Source organism: Anabaena sp. FACHB-1237, from assembly GCF_014696225.1.
In the GTDB taxonomy this organism is placed as follows: Bacteria; Cyanobacteriota; Cyanobacteriia; order Cyanobacteriales; family Nostocaceae; genus FACHB-1237.
In genome coordinates, this window is record NZ_JACJPV010000062.1 from 1 (window position 1) to 16,250 (window position 16,250).

A 16,250-nucleotide genomic window follows, 5' to 3' on the forward strand; every position below is an offset into this window, starting at 1 on the left:
TCGGTAGTTTTATTGACGTACCACCTACAGGAATTGGTTTACCACCATTGTCAATGGTAAAACTATCATTTTTTCCTTTCTTTTTAAAGTTGGGATATTTTGACTGTCCTTTAAAGAATCTCTGGAAGGATTCACCATTTTCAGAGCTTGAAACTCTCGCATAAATAACGACTCCTTCAGTTATTTTTTGTACATCAACAATGACTGTACCTGTAGGTAGTTGCGTAGCTTTAAGTTCACCACGTTTCCACATTCTCCAAGCAGTCTGATAGCTTATTCCTTTTGATTTTGCATAGTCAGATAGTTTCATTCTCCAATCATAACACAAATGATTATATTTGACTATGTTTGACTATATTTTTTTGATTTAAACTCAATACCTAATTTTCTCAGCTTTTGAGCTAAAATAGCTGCTTTGTTCTCTACTTCATTAGCACGCTGACGTTCATCCTCAGCTTTTATATTAGCAATTTCAGCTTTTCTAATCTCTGCTAAATTAGCTTCTTAAGGTGTGGGTATTAACCTCCCTTCAACGCTAAAATACCTTAACATTGTTGGCAAAATATAGGGGGAGTCAAACTGCTCTCCCCTATTTGTATTTGCAATCACATCCAGGCTCAAACTAGCTGGAAATATCTTAGCCTCTACTCACTCGGGTTTCAAACTCCAGGCGAGTCTTTTCAACTATACTCAAAGCAGACTCATAAATTTCATGATGCTCTTGTTTCAGCCAGGCTAAAAGATTAGCAATTTGGGCATTACGCAAATCCAGATCTGCCTGAAAAATCACTGAAGCTGCCATGGCCTCAGCATACTCACGCTTGTGTCCTTTAGCTTCTATAGCATTTGCAAGAGCAACTAAGGCTTGTTTAGTAACGGAAGCAGGATTACCTTCAATAGACATAGTTTCGATTGTAGTTAGATTGATGAATTGTAAACTGATAAATTGGACTTTAAACAAGCCTATATCATTGGGGACTGCCGGATTTTTGAGTTCCACATCGGGAAAAGGATCAGACAGATACTTCAAGCCCGGATATCTTAGGATATCCCCGGACATAGCGTCGCCTAAACCAAAGTTCTTACCTCCGCAATATGGCTCAATGCTTTGAGGAAAATTACCAAAGTGTCATTCCATTCTCTAGGAAGAAAATGTCCGCAATTTGGGCATTTGAACTTCTTAGAACCACCTAGTACCGCAAAGCGGAAGTCATGCATTCAAAAAAGTCAAAAGTCAAAACTAATATATTATAGGCTTTTTAACGATTTAGAATAGTTGGCTTATTTCCGCCAATCCGTACCAGCTTAACATGGACGTGACCACAGGAGTAGAACTTTACAGTCGTAAGCCTATCAATAATATCATAAAAATAAATCCTAGTGGTAATCAGTGGAATCTGGAATTACTTGTTATTAACCTGTTCATGTCCGTGTCACTGTTTGATAAGACCTAATAATAACGAGTCTAGTTCAGGAATACACCTGATTATTTGTAACTAGCACATTACTTTATTATCCCTAATTATTTACGATTTATCTCATTTGTACTTGCTTTGATTATACCCTTGGCTATTCGAGAATTTCCTTAAAACAATTGTAAACTTATTTTAATATCTATGTAGTTAAAAACTATCTAATTCCTCCATTTTAGATTTCGGTAATACTCAATTTATGTTGATTCCAGCTTTGCTACACGCTTCCTAAAACAGTCTATAATCCAAATGTTGACAAGATTACATTCAGTGGAAGGGAGTTTTGCACTGACGAATACTTAGGAAAATTCCTACGGCAGTGAATATTAAGATTTGTAAATTCTTACTTTTTCCATTTCAATATCATCATATTGTTCGTTATTGTAAAAATAATGCATCAGAATATTTAACTATAATGTTCCAGAGTTAATACTGTCAAATATTCCAAATTAAGTTATAAAAATTACACATATTACTGGTAATTCCATATTGTGAGTATTACTTATTGAAATTAATTTCAGTGTTAAACATTACTTACATAGAAACAAGAAATACAACTTTACCTTTTAATACTTTAATTATTTTGTACTTCAGGTTAATTATTTACTAATAATCATGGGGGTAATTACATAGATAAATCTTGGCTGATTGGGTTTCAATGTAAAGTTTCTTTTCTTTACATTCAAAAGACTTTACATTACAAATAAATGGTGATATTCATATTTATGGAATAGAAAACGACAATCTCCGAATCAAAATTGTATTCGATGGCACTTAGATCATCAAATAACTGTGCTTAAAGCATCTTTTTGTTACGTATGATTGTTACATTCCAATTTGGTTAATAACAATGAGTTAAAGGTGCAAAAAAATGGCAGTTGAAAAAACTAACTCTTCTTCTAGCTTGGCAGAAGTAATTGATAGAATCCTAGACAAAGGTATCGTAGTAGATGCTTGGGTTCGTGTTTCTTTAGTAGGTATCGAACTATTAGCAGTAGAAGCTCGGATCGTAATCGCATCCGTAGAAACCTACCTCAAGTATGCAGAAGCAGTAGGCTTAACCCAATCCGCAGCTGTACCTGCTTAATTTTTTTTGATCAAGACTACGGCTGATAACCAATAGGCGATAGGTTCACTCACTGAATTTTTTGTGATCAGGTGCATCCTATCCCCCTGATTTTGATACTTTTGAGGAGGACTTCATGGTCGCTTTAATGCAAAGAATCCGACTGGAGAATCAGTCAATATTTCAAGAAGTAAATGATTTCCTTTCTACAAGGAAAAGTGATAGACTGGCCCAAGCACAAAAGCAAGCTGAGGATTTAAGTCAATTTAGGCAACAATTAGGCCAAGAAATTGATGAATTCTTAACAAGCACTGCTAAATCTCGTCAAGCTCAAGCTGAAGCTCAGGCTGAAGAATTGCGCCAGTTCCGCTCCCAGCTGGAGCAGGAAACTAATGAGTTTTTAGCAACAACAACTAAATCTCGTTATGCTCAAGCCCAAGAACAAGCAGCAGCGTTAGATGCTTTTCATAAAGAATTAGAGCAAAAAACAGAGGAGTTTTTGGCTAATGCAGCCAAAACTCGTATTGCCGAAGCTCAAAAGCAGGCAGCACAGTTGAGTGCATTCCATAAGGAACTAGAGCAAAAAACTAGCGCCTTCTTAGCAGATACCGCAAAAACCCGTATTGCTGAAGCGCAAAAGCAAGCAGAAGAGTTAAGTGCCTTCCATAAAGAACTAGAGCAAAAAACTAGTGCTTTCTTGACAGATACAACTACTGACCGCGCTGCTAAGGCCGCCGCGCAAAAAGAGGCCTTGCGTCAATTCCGGCAAGATTTGTTTTTGACTGTTATTGGTGTGTAAGGTGCTAATTTATATTGCAGATTAACGATTTTAAATCGGGATCATCTGCATTATATTCTATTTAAAAGGGGCGTTGCTGATTTGATGTATGAAAATAATTTTTGATGATATCTAAATCCTTGTAGAGATGTTCCATCAAACGTCTTTACACCTAAATTCATACTTGGTTTCAGCAACGCCTTAAAGGAATGCCTCCTAGAGCAACAGTTTTCTTACTGAAGATGTTAGGAGGCACTAAACATATAACAATGAGTTCAAAAGCACAGTTTCGATACAGTTGTGAGGATTTAGTCTCAAGACTGTTGGTCAAGGACTGACAACAATCCAGACCTGGAGTGACTCCTTCAAACTAACCTTGATCCCGCACCTTCACTTGTAACCTAGCATATTATTGTTAGGTAGTCTCTTTTCTTTACAATTTTTAACAATATTATGGCTCTAAGCAACATTAACAATCAAAAAAGAGCAATTCTTCGTGTTCGTCCAGGTCAGTTTGTGATGACACCTACCATTGAGAAGGTGGCCTTGCGGGCTTTGCTTTATTTGAAGTCTGGTTTCCCTGTTCACTTACGTGGTCCTGCTGGTACAGGTAAAACCACTTTGGCCTTGCATTTAGCTCATTGTTTAGATAGACCAGTAATGTTGCTGTTTGGTGATGATGAGTTTAAAAGTTCAGACTTAATTGGTAGCGAGTCTGGTTATACGCACAAGAAACTCCTTGATAACTACATCCATAGTGTTGTTAAAATCGAAGACGAATTTAGACAAAACTGGATGGATTCGCGGCTAACTTTGGCTTGCCGAGAGGGATTTACATTAGTATATGACGAGTTTAATCGCTCCCGCCCAGAAGTAAATAACGTTTTACTTTCAGCCTTGGAAGAAAAAATTCTCAGCTTGCCACCCAGCAGCAACCAGCCTGAGTACCTTCATGTTAACCCTCAGTTCCGCGTTATTTTTACCTCTAATCCAGAGGAGTATTGTGGGGTGCATTCCACACAGGATGCGCTGATGGATAGACTGGTAACTATTAATATGCCAGAACCTGATGAATTAACCCAGACGGAAATATTAGCCCAAAAAACAAATATAGATAAACAATCTGCTGGTTTTATTGTGGATTTAGTTAGGTCATTCAGACTAGCTACCAATGCACAGAAAACTTCTGGATTGCGTGCTTGTTTGATGATCGCTAAAGTTTGTGCTGACAACGATATTTTAGCAGTACCAGAAGATCCTATGTTCCGTGACGTTGCTATGGATATTCTGTTTAATCGGGCTGGTTTACCTATTACAGAATGTACAAATATTTTTACGGATCTGCTCAACCTCAATACACCAGAATTACCCATCGAGTTGAATGGTAATGCTCGGACTGAGGAAAATAATCATGATGTCACAGATGCTACTACACAAGTTGAGGAAATTGTAAATCAAGAAAATATCGGCAATGATAAAAAAATGATAAAAAGGTAAAAAGAAGCTTACAAGTACCTACTGCAAAAAAGAAGTGAGTCCGTGAACGGGATTAAAAAATTCCTGAACATGGAATATCACATTGCCATTCTCTGGGTTCTCTGGAGCAGAAGGGTGTGGTAAGTAAACACAAAAGTATTTACACTATTTAACAGAGTTGATCATTCGTGAATTCCCCAATACTACCAACACGTTCTCAGGTAAGCTCCAGTCAAGTTATTAACACCTCCACCCAAGGTTCTACACTAGCGGATATTCTGGAAAGAGTTTTAGATAAGGGTATTGTTATTGCTGGCGATATTTCTGTGTCTATTGCTTCTACTGAGCTTCTACATATTCGGATTCGCTTATTAATTGCTTCCGTGGATAAAGCCAGGGAGATGGGTATTAATTGGTGGGAAGGTGATCCTTACCTCAGTAGTCACGCTCAGGGTTTAATTGAGGAGAATAAGGAACTTCGAGAACGTTTAACAACTTTAGAGTCACAAATAAACTTACTAACGTCTGATCTAGGCAAACCATTTGTTAACCCAGCAATTGAACAGCCAGAATTAACTGTGGAAGACAATCTGAGTGGTGATGATCATACTCAGGAACTTAGTGAGGAAATTACGCCAATATCTGTGGATCAAGAAGGGGTAGAACAAGATACAATACCTTTAGAAAAACTTATGGAAAATCCCCAGGAAAATGCAGATTCTGTTGGGCAACCTATCCAAGAGAATTTGGCATTTCCCAGTAGCGATTTGGAAAATCAGCAGCAACAGCAGTATGATGTTGTTGTAGAAGATACAGAAAGCAATCAACCAGATACTCAAACTGTTAGAGCAGTGGGTGATGATATTGGTTCATTCTCCAGTGATAATTCTGATGACGATTAGTTTCACGATTAGCTTCGTTCAGTTGTCTGGGTGGGTTGCAAAGGATTTTAGGTGACATTCATCGGTGAAACTATGGAAATGGCTATCACGACCTTTGATCAGTCCCAGGACTTCTTACCGCCCGCTTCTGGTTCTAAGAAAGAAGCGGGCTTAGCACCTTTGCTATTAACGGTGCTGGAGTTAGTCCGTCAATTAATGGAGGCTCAGGTAATTCGTCGTATGGAGGAAAATTATCTGAGCGAATTGGAGTTAGAGCAAGCAGCAGAAAGTTTACAAAAGTTAGAGTCTCAGGTTCTGCATCTGTGCCAGATATTTGATGTTGATCCGGCTGAATTGAATGTGAATTTAGGCGATTTTGGTACTCTACTACCGGAAAAAGGATCTTATTATCCTGGGGAAGAGGGGACTAAACCCAGTGTCTTGGAACTACTCGATCGCTTACTCAATACAGGAGTTGTTGTGGATGGAGAAATAGATTTAGGACTGGCTAATTTGGATTTAATTCATGCCAAATTGCAGCTGGTTCTAACTTCAAAACCAATGTAGGTTAGGATTTAAGTGGTTCGATTCTACCTGTATTAGTTGCTAGTTTAATTGGGAACTACTAATTAATTATAAAATGTAGGTTGGATAAACATAAGCTAGTTTAAATTTCATTTCTAGGTTGATTATTATGAATAGCAATGGACTCTATCTATATGGTATTTTGCCAAAACCACTACCTGATAACTTGCAACTCACGGGATTGGATAAACAACCCATTAAAACTCAGGAGATAAATGGGTTTACTTTTTTGTATTCTGAGGCTCTCCAAAAGCAGTATTTAGCTTCCCGACGTAATTTGTTGAGCCATGAAAAGGTTTTAGAAGAGGCTATGCAAGAGGGGTATCAAACTCTTTTACCCTTGCGGTTTGGACTGGTTGTGAAAGATTGGCAGGAAATTTATAAACAACTGATTGAACCATCTCAAAAGCAACTGCAAGAGCTATTTGAAAAACTAGCAGGTCAAAGAGAAGTTAGTGTGAAGATCCTTTGGGATACTAAAGCAGAAGTGCAAATGATGATGGATTCTAATCCTGATTTGAAGCAGCAACGAGACAGTATGGAAGGCAAGAATTTGAGTATGGAGGAAGTGATTCAAATTGGACAATTAATTGAACGTAATTTGATGGAGCGCAAGGAAGCAGTAATTCAAGTTTTTCGAGAACAACTCCAACCATTTGCTAAAGATATGGTGGAAAATGAACCAATGATGGAAGAAATGATCTACAATGCAGCATTTTTGATTCCTTGGGATGTTGAACCTGCATTTAGCGATCGCGTGGAGTCTATTGACAAACAATTCGGCGATCGCCTACGTATCAGATACAACAATTTCACAGCTCCTTATACTTTTGCTCAATTGTCTCCATCATAAGCAGATGATATCTTCCACTGTTGTCTGATGAAGAATAACCATTTTATTTTTGTTGTTCAGGATGTGCCTTATGCTGATGAAACTTTTGTTAGCACCCGTAATGGGTCCAATTAATGGAGTGGTATGGATTGCCGAAAAAATCCAAGAACGTACCAACACTGAGTTTGATGATCAAGAAAACCTGCACAAAAAATTATTAAACTTGCAGTTATCCTTTGACTTGGGAGAAATTAGTGAAGAAGAATTTGAAGAACAAGAGGAAGAAATACTCCTGCAAATTCAGGCCTTAGAAGAGGAAAAGTCCCGTTTAGAACAGGAGGATATAACCGACGAGGAAGATGATCTGATTGCCGAGCCTCAATTAAATATAACCACACCCATAATTCAAGAAGAAGATAAAACTTTAGTCTTATCACGTTAATTAGGGATCAAACCAAAACCCATAACAGATAACCCGCCAATGCGGGTTATCTAATGTAAATATCCTGATAATATCTATTGTTTTCTAACCTAGCTCTACAGACTAATATTCAATTTCAAAAGTGCTATAACTGGGAATATCACTGTGAGTATTTAATTTGCCTAATATGCGAGAACTCAATCGTGGTTGACGGGACACATAAATGCTCTGCTCAGTTGATTCTATTTGGGCATTAAGAAGATCCAATCGCCTTTGCAGGATAGTGGTTCGTTCTTTGAGACTGAGTAATTCTCGTTGGATACGTTGCTTTTCTGTTACCATTTTATAAAGATCTAATTGGCTAGAAGCATCAGTTTTAGTCCGAGGCATGGTGCTAATTTTAGCCCTAGACATAGCAGCGTTGGGAATGCTTTTCATAAAACCACCTAAAAGTATCCACTTATTATAACTAACTTTTTGTGATTGTAAACTATCGAACCACTGCCAAAGAACTTGTTTCCATCTTTGATTAAGTTTATACTTTGTTTATAGCTAAGTTAGATATCTTGGAGCAATGGGCGACAAAATCTAGTGCAGGTGAAAAAATATGGAATTAGCAGACTACTTATACACTTATGCCTTTTTAGAAACTTCCCATTCACCCCTGATTCTACCTCAAGGTATGACAGGTGAAGTAATGTTGGTGAAAGGTGACCAAGTTTCAGCACTTGTGGAAACCGGTATATCTCGCTCTTCATGGCAGAGTGATGATGAGAAAATTGTTCAGATGGCTGTGTGTCATGATAGAGTGATTTGTGAAATGTTTAAACAAGTAACAATTTTACCTTTAAGATTTGGCACATATTTTGACTCTTTGGAGAATCTACTTAGGCACTTGGCATCCCAGGAAAAAGAGTATAAATCCAAGCTGGATAAAATCAGAGATAAAACGGAATTAAGCTTAAAACTAATTCCCCATACTTTCCAGCAACCAGTAGTTACCCAAAAGGGGGGAAGAAACTACTTTTTAGGGAAAAAGCAAGAATATGAAAATCAGAAAAACTTTGCCAATGCTCAAAACAGTGAAAAACAAAAGTTAATTGATTTGATAACCAAAGAGTATAACCTACCAGCAGTGATCCACGAACAAAAAGAAGCAATAAAAATATATATTTTAGTCAACATAAAAGAAAAAATCTACCTGGCAGAAAAATTTTTGAATTGGCAACAAGCCTGTCCAAGATGGGATTTAGTGTGGGGAGATTGCCTACCTCCCTACCATTTCATCTAGCATTCTTAGAGGATGTTTGTAAAGTCTAAATTAACACAAAAATCGGCGATTGGAAATCGCGTCTACACAGGCAAAACCTGCCTACCTAGGTTAAAAATCCTTGGTTTTTCCCTAGTCCACCTGGTCGCCTGTCCAAGTGTGGACTTTGCCAGTATAGTAGCAATAGCACAGCATGGCGTAAGCCTTATGATATTCGCCCCATACTTTTAAAACATCCTCTCAAACTAAAATCCTCAAATTTAACATTCTTAGTCCCTAATATTCTCTATTTTCCTAAAACAAATGTACCATTACGATAAATTAAATCTAGTCATGTTGAGTGGTAAAGGGGGAGTTGGAAAAACCACCCTATCTTGTTGCTTGGCACGTTATTGGGCTAGAAAATTTCCAGAAGAAAAGATTCTGCTATTGTCAACAGATCCAGCCCATTCCTTAGGAGATGTACTGTTGACAAAAGTTACCAGTGAAGCGACACCAACGATAGATTTACCCAACTTGAGTATTCAAGCATTAGACGCTCAAAATCTACTATTGGAATTCAAAGCCAAATATAGTCAGTACCTAGAAATTTTAGTAGAAAGAGGCAGTTTAGCCGATGGAGAAGACCTAGCTCCCGTTTGGGATTTAGACTGGCCTGGACTAAATGAACTTATGGGATTACTAGAGATTCAACGATTGCTATCAGAAAAAAATGTGGATCGTATAGTAGTAGATATGGCACCCTCTGGACACACAGTCAGCCTACTAAAACTGAAAGACTTCCTGGACGTAATTTTACACTCCCTAGAATTATTTCAGAAAAAATATCAGGTGATTACCCAAAGTTTCACCGGAACTTATCAATCAGATGCAGTAGATGACTTTTTAATTGACTTCAAATTTCAATTATCAGAGAGTAGAAGATTACTACAAGACAGTCAGTTTACAGGTTTTTTAATAGTCGGGATTGCCGAACCAATGTGTTTAGCAGAAACCGAAAGATTTTTAGCACAGTTACAAAGCCTAGAAGTTCCCTTTGCGGGAATTTTAATCAACCGAATTTTGGCAGATGGAAATACAGATCCGGATCGATATGCCGAACAACAGAACTATATCCACAAGTTCTTAGATATTTCCCCAGAACAACCCGTATTTATTATTCCCCAACAACCTACAGCACCATTAGGTAGCCAAGCCTTAGATAATTTAGAAGCAGAAATTCAACATATCACTCACGTTGACGAGGTATCACCACCCATAATTCAATGGCCAAAGAGAATACCACCCAGTTTTACTGATTTTCTCGCCCAGGGTTGTAAACTAATTATTGTGGGTGGAAAAGGAGGAGTAGGCAAAACAACAGTATCAGCAGCAATTGGTTGGGCTTTTGCTAGTCATTATCCTCAAAAAAATATTAGCGTGATCTCCATAGATCCAGCCCATTCCCTGGGGGATGCCTTCGGTCAAAAGTTAGGACATGATTCCCAGTCAATCACTCCCAATTTATATGGACAAGAAATAGATGCTGACAAGATATTAGATCAGTTCCGTGCTGATTATCTGTGGGAATTGGCAGATATGATTAGTGGAGAAGGAACAAACAAGGATACAGAGGTAAACATTGCCTATTTACCCGAAGCGTGGAGACAAATCATGTCCCAAGCATTACCGGGTATTGATGAAATGCTCTCCTTAATTACAATCACCAATCTTTTGGAAACTAATCAGCAAGATTTGATTATCCTAGATACAGCACCTACAGGACATTTGTTGCAATTCTTATCCATGCCTTCAGCTTTAGGAGATTGGTTATCCTGGATCTTTAGGCTGTGGATGAAATACCAGGATGTTTTAGGTCGAGTAGACTTCATTGGCAGATTGCGACAGCTGCGACAACAAGTAGTGAAAGCGCAAAAGAAATTGAAAGACCCTCGTCATACTCAATTTGTTGGTGTAATTCAGGCAGAATCGGCTATTACGTCTGAACATATTCGGTTAACCGCATCTCTGAAAAATATGGGCATTGAACAAAGGTATGTGGTGCAAAATCGCTATACTCAAGCAGTGGAAATTGATCACAGTTTGTTTCCTGAACAAACAATTATTCACCTACCCCAGCTACCTAGATCTGTGGAGCCAATTGAAAGAATTAAGGGAGCAGCTAATCTTTTGTTTGCATTTGAGGAGTAAAAATCCAATAACAAACATCCAAAAAAGTTTTCAGATTACCAAAGGTTTTTATTAGTTTTTCTACATCACATTTAGCAAGACTTATGAGTGACTTATTCAAAGGATTTGAGCAGTTCATAGATTTGGTCAAAACACTAGAAGAAAAAATCGAGAGTGGAGAAGTAAAAACAGATATACAAATCAACTCTCGTCCCCTTAGTAGTATTCCCAGAACAGGCAATATTCCCCGTGGTGCGGCCAAAAGCAGTAATATTAACGACATTGGTACCAGTCGCATTCGCACCCCCTCCTCCCCAGCTACTCCCCAACCATCTAATGGGTCATCAGATCCAGTCACCCCCCCTGACAATTCTGGTATGTCCTTAAAAGATATTGGTGGTTTGAGTGAAGTAGTCAAAGAACTTAAAGAATTAATTGCTATCCCCTTAAAATGCCCAGAGTTACTGGTTAAACTGGGATTAGAACCAACCCATGGTGTTCTTTTAGTAGGTCCGCCAGGCACTGGTAAGACTCTAACTGCTCGCGCTTTAGCGGAAGAACTGGGTGTAAATTATATAGCCTTAGTCGGTCCAGAGGTAATTAGCAAATATTACGGGGAAGCAGAACAAAAACTCAGGGGTATTTTTGAAAAAGCTGCTAAAAACGCACCTTGCATTATTTTTATTGATGAAATAGATAGCCTGGCTCCCGATCGCAGTGCGGTGGAAGGGGAAGTGGAAAAGCGGTTGGTTGCCCAGTTATTAAGTCTAATGGATGGATTTTCCCACACTCCGGGTGTAATTGTGTTGGCTGCTACTAACCGCCCGGATCATTTAGATCCAGCCCTGCGTCGTCCAGGAAGATTTGACCGAGAAATTCAATTTCGCATTCCCGATGCTAATGGACGTAAAGAAATTCTCCAAGTTCTCACCCGTGCCATGCCTTTAGATGACACTGTGGATTTAGAATTTATTAGCGATCGCACTGTTGGATTTGTTGGAGCAGATTTAAAAGCTGTTTGCCAAAAAGCAGCCTATATGGCCTTACGCCGTCAAGTTCCCTCCATAGATACACCAGTTCCGGAAACTATGACAGTGAACCAGTCAGATTTTCTCCAAGCCCTTAAAGAAATTAAGCCGGCAGTGCTGCGTAGCATGGAAGTGGAAGTTCCCCATGTAGAATGGGAGGACATTGGCGGACTAGAAGCCATTAAGCAAACCTTGAGAGAATCCGTGGAAGGGGCGTTACTATATCCAGAACTTTACCGTCAAACCAAAGCAGTAGCTCCAAGAGGAATTTTGCTATGGGGTCCTCCTGGAACTGGTAAAACCCTATTAGCTAAAGCTGTAGCCTCCCAGGCCAGAGCGAATTTTATTGGAGTCAATGGACCTGAACTACTTACCCGTTGGGTAGGAGCCAGCGAACAAGCGGTGCGGGAATTATTTGCTAAGGCTCGACAAGCGGATCCCTGTGTTGTATTTATTGATGAAATTGACACCTTAGCCCCTGCTCGTGGAACTTATACTGGTGATTCTGGAGTAAGTAACCGCGTAGTAGGACAACTATTAACTGAGTTAGACGGGTTAGAAACAGGCACTAATATCCTAGTAATAGGAGCTACGAACCGTCCTGATGCTTTAGATCCAGCGTTATTAAGAGCTGGAAGATTAGACTTACAATTAAAAGTTGATTTACCTAATCTTGCCAGTCGCTTAGAAATCCTACGAGTTTATACTGAGGGTAGACCCCTATTGGATGTAGACTTGGAATATTGGGCTGAGGCAACTGAAGGTTGGAATGGGGCAGATTTAGTCCTATTATGTAACCAGGCATCTGTGGAAGCAATTCGCCGATTTCGCGCTAAAGGAGAAACCGATCCCACTGCGATTAAGATTACCGTTGCTGATTTCCAACACTCCTATGGGATTTTAACCCAACAGCGTACCAGTTAAAACCTATTGCCAAAACTATCCCCACCTTCCAAGTCTTAAATAAATAAGCTAATGTGCAGTACTCACTGTATAATTAAAAAACCTGAAGTTACAGTAGCACAAGCATCTTGCTTGTATTAATTATTCAAGTTAAAGGCACAACAGCTTATCTGGTGCTAATTAATGTAGAGACGTTATATATAACGTCTCTACATTAATTATAAACTGGCACATTGGTAGGGTGTGGTTCGACAAGCTCACCAACTACGTCAGACAGTATAAATCATGTAAATAACCAAATTGTTGATATCTGACGCACTCTACAACTAACAAATTCCTAACAAATATAGAAACAAAATATTTACTTATTACGTCTAACTAAGCAAATTTCGGCAAAAAATTCATATTGCACAACTATCCTCTCCAAACCCAACTAGGTAGAGCGATCGCCAACCCAAAAACTTATCCCAAAAAACTTATAAAATAGTTGACCAAAAATAATGGGATGCAAGCCCCCTCCTAGAAGGATCGCTTTTCTTGATTTTTAATATTTTCATTCTTCAACCCAACTTACACCAGTTTCCGTTATTATGAGGTACAGATATGATAAAACCCTTGTAATACAGGCATCTTGCCTGTTCATCTATGTAGATGTAATGTGCTGTATATTTTCACAATCCACATCACTTTTTTATTCAGGGAATCAAAAATCATGCAATTACAATCACTTTCCACCTTTTTAGGATTAACAACATTGACCTTAACCATCAGCATAAATCCTGGTTTTAGTCAAGATAATGCTTCTGCTCAACCAAATAAAGTCACATTTTTCTGTCAAGAAATATTTGATCCAGCCAGTGGTGAAAAAGTTCCCGCTACCATTGCTTGGGTTCCTGAACGTCAAGGTCACATACGGTTTATTGGTTGGAAATCTGAGTATTTTGCCAAAAGTGGTTGGACTCCCCAAAAACGTTGCCAAGAAGTATCTAAAAAGTTCCAGAAATTTCAGGAATCAGGTCGTTTAGAGAACTTGACAACGGGTAAAAACAATAGTTCCCCTGTGGTTTGTGCTGTGGCAAATGATGAACAAAGTTGTAATGGTGACAATCAATTATTTACCCTAAAAAATAATGCTGACCCAGAATTAGTTCTGGAGCAACTTGTGAATATAGTCGAGGGTAAAAGTTCAGAACCACTTTGGCAAAGTTCAGGAAACCGAAAGTATTTGAATGTGCGTAAATATTTGCAAAATGCCCCAGTTGTGAATATTAAAAAATAGCCATTCTCGACACAAATAAAATGGACTTTATCTCGTTCCCTGGCTCTGCCGGGGAATGCCCTCTGGAGGCTCTGCCTCCACTATATTCACTGTATTTTAGGCAGTTTAACGGTGCGTTACGCTGTCGCTAATACACCCTACAAATCATCTACTCATTAACAACTAAGGAACGATTTTAACGGTGCGTTACGCTGTCGCTAACGCACCCTACAAATTATCTACTCATTAACAACTTTAACGGTGCGTTACGCTGTCGCTAACACACCCTACAAATCTACAAATCATCTACTCATTAACAACTAGAGAACAATTTTAACGGTGCGTTACGCTGTCGCTAACACACCCTACAAATCATCTACTCATTAACAACTAGAGAACAATTTTAACGGTGCGTTACGCTGTCGCTAACACACCCTACAAATCTACAAATCATCTACTCATTAACAACTTTAACGGTGCGTTACGCTGTCGCTAACACACCCTACAAATCTACAAATCATCTACTCATTAACAACTTTAACGGTGCGTTACGCTGTCGCTAACACACCCTACAAATCATCCAAATCATCTACTCATTAACAACTAGGCAACGATTTTAACGGTGCGTTACGCTGTCGCTAACGCACCCTACAAATCATCTACTAATCAACAACTACCATGAACCGTAACATTGCTATTATTTCCTCTTTATTATTCCTATCTTTCCCTCCCTTGACATTAGCAAATCTTCCCCATTCTTTAGCTCAAACAATTACCCCGGCTACCTGCAATATAACACCCGATAACCCCGAAAGTGGAGAATATGATTCACCACAAAAACTCCAAACCCTTGCTAAACAAATTACAGTCAGAGTCATGGGTGATAATAACAGTGGTTCAGGAACAATATTGGCTAAAAAGGGCAATTCTTATTTAGTTGTTACCAACTCCCATGTTTTGCTGGGAGTTAATAAAGTTCAAATTAAAACACCTGACAATCAAATCTATTCAGCCCAAATTTTGCCTAATACTAATTTTGGTAAACTAGATTTAGCCGTTTTGCAATTTACATCTAATCAAAATTATTGTCTACCTCAAGAAATTGCTAGTTTTGATATTAATATAGATACACCAGTTATAGCCGCTGGGTATTCTAGCAGCAAAGGAAAAATGTTATTTAGAACCGGAAAAGTACAACAAATAATTTCTCAACCTAGTTTAAAAGCCGGATATGAAATTGGTTATACCAGCGATATTGAACAGGGAATGAGTGGCGGTCCAATTATTAGTAGTCAAGGGTATCTTCTGGGAATTAATGGGATTAGTTCCTATCCTTTAGTCAATTCTGGTTATATTTACACCAACGGAAAACGCCCCACAAATACAGAAATTCAAGAATTTAGAAAACTCAGTTGGGGAATACCTATTAAAACCGTTTTAGCTCAGGTAAGACCAGAAACTCTCACCGCTTATAATTTACCTATACCAGATATTAAACAGCAAATAGCAGAAGTACCATTAACAGGGTGGTTAGGAGAATTAGAAGCAAAAGCTAAACAAATTACCGTCAGAATTGATAGCAGTAGCGGTAGTAATGGTTCAGGGGTTATTATCGCTAAACAAGGTGATATTTACACCGTTTTAACTGCTGCTCATGTAGTTTGTAAACCACCAGATAAAGTAGGACTATGTGAGCCAAATACTTATAAAATCCTCACAGGAGATGGTAAAGAATATCCCGTAGAACCAAGCACCATTAAATTAGAAGAAGGGGTAGATTTAGCAGTAGTTAAATTCACCAGTCGGGAAAATTATCAAGTTGCGACTTTAGCAAATTATAACCCAAGAGATTTTGAATATATGTTCACTGCGGGTTATCCCAGGTTAGGAGAAAAATCACCTTGGCGATTCACATTGGGACAGATTTATAGTAAAGAACTAGGATTATTAAATACTACCCAATCAGATTTTAAAAATAACAGTTCGGGTACAGCCCAAAGTGCAGTTTCTTTAACAGGAGGATATGAATTAGTTTATAGTAGTATCACCTTTGGCGGCATGAGTGGGGGACCTGTTTTAGATACCCAAGGGCGAGTCATTGGTATTCATGG

General features: G+C 38.6%; 14 protein-coding genes and 1 pseudogene. 12 read left to right on the plus strand and 3 right to left on the minus strand.

The genetic code is table 11. The features are described from left to right. Positions 1–310 (minus strand): annotated as a pseudogene (locus H6F32_RS20720) (hypothetical protein); the annotation flags it as partial. A 327-nt stretch (positions 311–637) separates the two neighbouring features. Then, positions 638–1,060, minus strand: coding sequence for a hypothetical protein (locus H6F32_RS20725; protein ID WP_242031191.1), 423 nt, complete (start codon positions 1,058–1,060; stop codon positions 638–640). A 1,283-nt stretch (positions 1,061–2,343) separates the two neighbouring features. Between H6F32_RS20725 and gvpA the strand changes: the two genes are divergently transcribed. The 7 genes from gvpA (at position 2,344) to H6F32_RS18985 (ending at position 7,532) form a co-directional block, all read left to right on the plus strand. Continuing rightward, positions 2,344–2,559, plus strand: a complete 216-nt coding sequence (gvpA, locus tag H6F32_RS18955; RefSeq protein ID WP_057178839.1) for a gas vesicle structural protein GvpA — start codon at positions 2,344–2,346, stop codon at positions 2,557–2,559. Between the two features lie 115 nt (positions 2,560–2,674). Next, positions 2,675–3,337, plus strand: coding sequence for a gas vesicle protein GvpC (gvpC, locus tag H6F32_RS18960; RefSeq protein WP_190370836.1), 663 nt, complete (start codon positions 2,675–2,677; stop codon positions 3,335–3,337). A gap of 432 nt (positions 3,338–3,769) precedes the next feature. Continuing rightward, positions 3,770–4,813, plus strand: a complete 1,044-nt coding sequence (gene gvpN, locus H6F32_RS18965) for a gas vesicle protein GvpN (protein WP_190370837.1) — start codon at positions 3,770–3,772, stop codon at positions 4,811–4,813. 167 nt (positions 4,814–4,980) lie between these two features. After that, positions 4,981–5,694, plus strand: coding sequence for a gas vesicle protein GvpJ (locus H6F32_RS21265; RefSeq protein ID WP_190370838.1), 714 nt, complete (start codon positions 4,981–4,983; stop codon positions 5,692–5,694). A 72-nt stretch (positions 5,695–5,766) separates the two neighbouring features. Beyond that, the gene (locus H6F32_RS18975) at positions 5,767–6,240 is read left to right on the plus strand and encodes a gas vesicle protein K (RefSeq protein ID WP_190370839.1); all 474 of its coding nucleotides are present in this window, start codon (positions 5,767–5,769) and stop codon (positions 6,238–6,240) included. Positions 6,241–6,367: 127 nt separating this feature from the next. Further along, complete coding sequence (locus H6F32_RS18980) at positions 6,368–7,111, plus strand: GvpL/GvpF family gas vesicle protein (protein ID WP_190370840.1); 744 nt, start codon at positions 6,368–6,370, stop codon at positions 7,109–7,111. A gap of 70 nt (positions 7,112–7,181) precedes the next feature. Continuing rightward, positions 7,182–7,532: a gas vesicle protein GvpG gene (locus H6F32_RS18985; RefSeq protein WP_190370841.1), complete on the plus strand. Its 351-nt coding sequence runs from the start codon at positions 7,182–7,184 to the stop codon at positions 7,530–7,532. A gap of 102 nt (positions 7,533–7,634) precedes the next feature. Here H6F32_RS18985 and H6F32_RS18990 read toward each other — a convergent pair whose 3' ends face one another. Next, entirely contained in the window at positions 7,635–7,949 is a 315-nt protein-coding gene (locus H6F32_RS18990; RefSeq protein ID WP_190370842.1) for a gas vesicle protein, read from the minus strand. Positions 7,950–8,118: 169 nt separating this feature from the next. Between H6F32_RS18990 and H6F32_RS18995 the strand changes: the two genes are divergently transcribed. From H6F32_RS18995 to H6F32_RS19015, 5 genes are all read left to right on the plus strand, one after another. Further along, positions 8,119–8,802: a GvpL/GvpF family gas vesicle protein gene (locus H6F32_RS18995; protein ID WP_190370843.1), complete on the plus strand. Its 684-nt coding sequence runs from the start codon at positions 8,119–8,121 to the stop codon at positions 8,800–8,802. Positions 8,803–9,084: 282 nt separating this feature from the next. Beyond that, positions 9,085–10,971 carry an ArsA family ATPase gene (locus H6F32_RS19000; RefSeq protein WP_242031192.1) on the plus strand — a complete coding sequence of 629 codons (1,887 nt, stop codon included), beginning with the start codon at positions 9,085–9,087 and terminating at the stop codon, positions 10,969–10,971. Positions 10,972–11,054: 83 nt separating this feature from the next. Beyond that, complete coding sequence (locus tag H6F32_RS19005; protein WP_190370844.1) at positions 11,055–12,902, plus strand: AAA family ATPase; 1,848 nt, start codon at positions 11,055–11,057, stop codon at positions 12,900–12,902. A 691-nt stretch (positions 12,903–13,593) separates the two neighbouring features. Further along, a complete protein-coding gene (locus H6F32_RS19010) occupies positions 13,594–14,160 on the plus strand; it encodes a COP23 domain-containing protein (RefSeq protein WP_190370845.1) in 567 nt (188 codons plus the stop codon). 657 nt (positions 14,161–14,817) lie between these two features. Continuing rightward, a partial coding sequence (locus H6F32_RS19015) for a serine protease (protein ID WP_190370846.1) occupies positions 14,818–16,250 on the plus strand: 1,433 nt, incomplete at its 3' end.

What these genes read in the sequence shown, in the direction of transcription:
- H6F32_RS20725 (WP_242031191.1), bottom strand. Translation starts at nt 1,060, where the DNA reads ATGTCCGGGGATATCCTAAGATATCCGGGCTTGAAGTATCTGTCTGAT.
- gvpA (WP_057178839.1), top strand. Translation starts at nt 2,344, where the DNA reads ATGGCAGTTGAAAAAACTAACTCTTCTTCTAGCTTGGCAGAAGTAATT.
- gvpC (WP_190370836.1), top strand. Translation starts at nt 2,675, where the DNA reads ATGGTCGCTTTAATGCAAAGAATCCGACTGGAGAATCAGTCAATATTT.
- gvpN (WP_190370837.1), top strand. Translation starts at nt 3,770, where the DNA reads ATGGCTCTAAGCAACATTAACAATCAAAAAAGAGCAATTCTTCGTGTT.
- H6F32_RS18975 (WP_190370839.1), top strand. Translation starts at nt 5,767, where the DNA reads ATGGAAATGGCTATCACGACCTTTGATCAGTCCCAGGACTTCTTACCG.
- H6F32_RS18980 (WP_190370840.1), top strand. Translation starts at nt 6,368, where the DNA reads ATGAATAGCAATGGACTCTATCTATATGGTATTTTGCCAAAACCACTA.
- H6F32_RS18985 (WP_190370841.1), top strand. Translation starts at nt 7,182, where the DNA reads ATGCTGATGAAACTTTTGTTAGCACCCGTAATGGGTCCAATTAATGGA.
- H6F32_RS18990 (WP_190370842.1), bottom strand. Translation starts at nt 7,949, where the DNA reads ATGAAAAGCATTCCCAACGCTGCTATGTCTAGGGCTAAAATTAGCACC.
- H6F32_RS18995 (WP_190370843.1), top strand. Translation starts at nt 8,119, where the DNA reads ATGGAATTAGCAGACTACTTATACACTTATGCCTTTTTAGAAACTTCC.
- H6F32_RS19000 (WP_242031192.1), top strand. Translation starts at nt 9,085, where the DNA reads ATGTACCATTACGATAAATTAAATCTAGTCATGTTGAGTGGTAAAGGG.
- H6F32_RS19005 (WP_190370844.1), top strand. Translation starts at nt 11,055, where the DNA reads ATGAGTGACTTATTCAAAGGATTTGAGCAGTTCATAGATTTGGTCAAA.
- H6F32_RS19010 (WP_190370845.1), top strand. Translation starts at nt 13,594, where the DNA reads ATGCAATTACAATCACTTTCCACCTTTTTAGGATTAACAACATTGACC.